A 941-nucleotide genomic window follows, 5' to 3' on the forward strand; every position below is an offset into this window, starting at 1 on the left:
GGCTCCTTTGAACCTCAGCTCATCAAGAAGAACCAAACCACGCTCACCGATGAAATTGACCGCAAAGTGCTGTCAATGTTCAGCATGGGCATGAGCTACCGTGACATCAATCAGCACGTCGAGGAAATGTACGGCATTAATGTCTCCAGCGCGACCATTAACGCCATAACTGACAAGCTCATTCCTGAGCTTAAAGCCTGGCAACAGCGCCCACTCGATAGCCATTATCCGATTGTCTGGCTCGATGCGATACATTACAAAGTCAAAGAAGATGGCCGTTACATCAGCAAAGCGGTGTACACCCTGCTAGCCCTTAATATGCAAGGAAAAAAAGAAATACTCGGCCTGCATTTATCTGAAAATGAAGGCGCCAATTACTGGTTATCTGTGCTGACCGATCTTAATAATCGCGGTGTAAAAGACATCCTCATCGCCTGTGTTGATGGCCTGACGGGGTTTCCTGAAGCCATCGCCAGTATCTTCCCGAATACAGAGACGCAGCTGTGCATCATTCACCAAATACGCAACTCAATGAAGTACGTCGCCTCGAAAAACCAGAAGGCGTTCATGGCCGATTTGAAGTGTGTTTATCGCGCGGTGAGCAAGGAAGCGGCGGAGCTCGCGTTAGATGAACTAGAAGCGAAATGGGGCGAGGCTTACCCACTTGTTATTAATTCTTGGCGCCGTAAGTGGCATAATTTATCGCACTATTTTAAGTATCCGGAGCACATCAGAAAAGTGATTTACACCACCAATGCGGTGGAAGCGGTACACCGTCAATTTAGGAAATTAACCAAAACCAAAGGGGCTTTTCCCAATGAAAATAGCTTGTTGAAGCTACTTTATGCTGGCATATTGAACGCCTCGAATAAATGGACAATGCCCATTCACAATTGGAGCCTTTGTCTATCTCAGTTAGCGATTTATTTTGAAGGACGTTT

The 941-nt window shown here is 46.3% G+C and carries 1 protein-coding gene; it reads left to right on the forward strand.

Going from position 1 to position 941, the window contains the following annotated elements; translation table 11 throughout:
• On the forward strand, positions 1–941 hold a 941-nt coding region (locus H5073_RS18635), incomplete at both ends, for an IS256-like element ISSde5 family transposase (protein ID WP_182680927.1).

Source organism: Shewanella sp. SR44-3, from assembly GCF_014163735.1.
Classification (GTDB): Bacteria; Pseudomonadota; Gammaproteobacteria; order Enterobacterales; family Shewanellaceae; genus Shewanella.